This is a genomic window from Citrobacter sp. S55_ASV_140, assembly GCF_018919505.1.
Taxonomy (GTDB): domain Bacteria; phylum Pseudomonadota; class Gammaproteobacteria; order Enterobacterales; family Enterobacteriaceae; genus Citrobacter; species Citrobacter werkmanii.
In genome coordinates, this window is the sequence record NZ_JAHLQZ010000314.1 from 1 (window position 1) to 2,972 (window position 2,972).

3 protein-coding genes are annotated in these 2,972 nt (G+C 47.1%); all 3 read right to left on the reverse strand.

The annotated features are described in order from the left end of the window. Positions 1-48: 48 nt before the first annotated feature. Positions 49-711 carry an NADH-quinone oxidoreductase subunit NuoB gene (nuoB, locus tag KQJ18_RS23040; RefSeq protein WP_003028075.1) on the reverse strand — a complete coding sequence of 221 codons (663 nt, stop codon included), beginning with the start codon at positions 709-711 and terminating at the stop codon, positions 49-51. Between the two features lie 15 nt (positions 712-726). Beyond that, positions 727-1,170 (reverse strand): NADH-quinone oxidoreductase subunit NuoA, encoded by a 444-nt coding sequence (nuoA, locus tag KQJ18_RS23045; protein ID WP_003028077.1) that lies wholly within the window; start codon positions 1,168-1,170, stop codon positions 727-729. A gap of 627 nt (positions 1,171-1,797) precedes the next feature. Continuing rightward, positions 1,798-2,736 carry a transcriptional regulator LrhA gene (gene lrhA, locus KQJ18_RS23050; protein ID WP_038642304.1) on the reverse strand — a complete coding sequence of 313 codons (939 nt, stop codon included), beginning with the start codon at positions 2,734-2,736 and terminating at the stop codon, positions 1,798-1,800. Between the last annotated feature and the right edge of the window lie 236 nt (positions 2,737-2,972).

Sequence of the window (2,972 nt, forward strand, 5' to 3'; positions counted from 1 at the left end):
ATTTATGTAGTGATAAGCGAAGGAAGTGCGGCTGCCGACAGGCGCAAATTAAATCTCGTCTGGTGTACGAAGATTCGTTACAGCAATACGTTCACCGCGTTTACGCTCGCGTTCTGACTGCATATTGGCGCGATAAACGCCCTGATCCCCAACCACCCAGGAGAGCGGACGGCGTTCTTTGCCAATGGAATCCTGCAGCAGCATCAGAGCCTGCATATACGCTTCTGGACGCGGCGGGCATCCCGGGATGTACACATCGACCGGAATAAATTTATCAACGCCCTGCACCACAGAATAGATGTCGTACATACCGCCGGAGTTGGCGCATGCGCCCATGGAAATAACCCATTTTGGTTCCAGCATCTGATCGTAGAGGCGCTGAATAACCGGTGCCATTTTGGTAAAGCAGGTTCCAGCCACGACCATCAGGTCAGCCTGACGCGGCGATGCACGCAGTACTTCCGCACCAAAACGGGCCACATCGTGCACAGCGGTAAACGAGGTCACCATCTCAACGTAGCAGCAGGAAAGGCCAAAGTTATATGGCCAAATTGAGTTTTTACGGCCCCAGTTAACCATGTCATGGAGCTTGCCCATGAACACGTTTTTATTAACTTCTTGCTCCAGGGGGTCGGTTACGATCTCCTGTTTTTGCAGGGGGTAACGGTCGTTCTCACCGTTAGGATCTATGCGGGTGAGCGTATAATCCATCTTAATGCCTCGCGGTTAGCGTTGACGATTAGCGATACTGTTCGTTTCCGGGTTCATACGCTCGCGGCGTGAACGCGCGGGCGTCCAGTCCAGCGCGCCAATACGCACCAGATAAACCAGACCAGCCAGTAACACAAAAATAAAAATTGCAGCTTCCACAAAGCCAATCCAACCGCTTTCACGGATAGATGTTGACCATGCGAACAGATACAGCGCTTCAACGTCGAAGATAACGAAGAACATGGCTACCAGATAAAACTTGGCAGACAGGCGCAAGCGGGCGGTTCCGACCGAGTCGATACCTGATTCAAACGGCACGTTTTTAGATCTCGCGCGCGCGCGACCACCTAAAAACCAGCCGCCGACAAGCATCAGGCAGCACAGGCCAATGGCGACAATAAGAAAGATAGCGAATGCCCAGTGATGAGCGATGATTTCAGTGGATGTTGACATACTCATTGCTTACTCATCAAAAGTAGCGCCAAATTCTCTGCTCTTTTCGGCAGATGAACGCCACATCGATTCATGGGGAGGAATAAAAAAAACCTTACAATCACTGTAGAAAACCATTTTATACAGCCAATTGATGGGGTTTTTTACTCCTTTCTATAACCTTTTGTCAACTTTAACAAAAGTTTCCTCACATTATTTTACACTACTCCAACCTCATTAACATAAAGTGCTGTTTACACCCATTTCGGTTGCATCATCGGTCTTTTTTAATGTTGTTGAATCGTGTCCGTAGTGAAGTAAAAAAGATAATACTCGTCTATTTTGACAGGAATTCACAGTAATGCCTCCCCCTAAATGGGAGTATTTTCTTGATCTGTGACACGCTTTTGTTAATTCACCATAAAAAACAGCAACAATTTCTCTAGTTTTTTAACATGGAAACAATTAACACTTCTGCTGATTATTTTTCACCCTATTTGCTGGCTGTTTTTTTACCCGCTGATTTTGTTAAGTTTTAGTATAGCAAATGACATAAACCAATGTTATTTGCATAAAAAAAGAGCCGCTGGATGTTTTTTCATCATTAGCGGCTCTTTTTTTACACTTACATTTTAAAACGTTTTTTGTGACGCGTTACTCGAAGTCGCCTTCAATAAGGAGCGAATCATCTCCCCCTTCGGGGGTAAACTGATTGTATTGCCAAGGGTTTTGATATGTCTGCATCGAGTTAAAGATCACCTGAGCTAAATCATTTTGCGTAGCCGGATCGCAGCACAACAGATACTCGGTATCAGGCAATGGCGGTAATCCGTCCGCCGCGCCCAGTACGCGTAAATCAGGGCTCATCATTTCAACGGGACGCGCAGTAACGCCCAGACCGGCTTTGACCGCAGCACGAACCGCAGGCAATGTTGAAGCAACATACGCTAAGCGCCACGGGATCTGCGCAGCATTCAGCGTTGCCAACACCATATCGCGGAACGGGCTCGGATCGTCCAACAGTACCAACGGGACCGGCTCACCTTTTTGCAGGATATATTCGGCCGCACAATACCAGTGCGTCGGCGAAGTGCGCAGATTCAGGCATTCAAAATCGCCCGGACGGTTAGTCGTTACCACCAAATCCACTTCTTGCGACTTCAGCATATCCACCATATAGGCGTTGCGCTTGACCCTTACATCCAATGCAAGCTTCGGATAAACCGAGCTTATACGGTTGAGCAGGAAAGGCAGTATCGTATCGGCGGATTCATCAGAAGCGCCAATAGTTAACACTCCCTGAAGATTGTTAAACATTAATGATGAGCATGCCTCATCATTAAAACGCAATATTTTTCTGGCGTAACCCAACAGCTGTATACCATGTTCGGTCAGCAGTTTGTTGCGTCCATGACGCGCGAACAACTCTTTCCCCACGAGTTGCTCAAGACGCTGCATTTGCTGACTCACCGCAGACTGAGTGCGACATACCGCAGCTGCCGCAGCCGCGAAGGTATTCAGGTCGGCAACAGCAACGAAGGTTCTCAGCAGATCGAGGTCGAGGTTAATTATCGGACGATTTGCATTTATCATAGTTTTTCACTTACTCGCGGGTCATACCGGGTTAATGCTGTGCATTCAGAATCAAACCACTCCATTTGTTATCTGCCTTCCTTGCAGTTTCGCTTAGTGTAACCAAGTGAAAATAAGGATGTATTTGGTTTAACAAACGAAACAATTCTCTTTCTACGCTATATAATAACCGTGACACTCATCGGAATATAGCAACGAGAAAGGGCCATATTTTTAGCTGCTGGATGATTCTGACT

What these genes read in the sequence shown, in the direction of transcription:
- nuoA (WP_003028077.1), bottom strand. Translation starts at nt 1,170, where the DNA reads ATGAGTATGTCAACATCCACTGAAATCATCGCTCATCACTGGGCATTC.
- nuoB (WP_003028075.1), bottom strand. Translation starts at nt 711, where the DNA reads ATGGATTATACGCTCACCCGCATAGATCCTAACGGTGAGAACGACCGT.
- lrhA (WP_038642304.1), bottom strand. Translation starts at nt 2,736, where the DNA reads ATGATAAATGCAAATCGTCCGATAATTAACCTCGACCTCGATCTGCTG.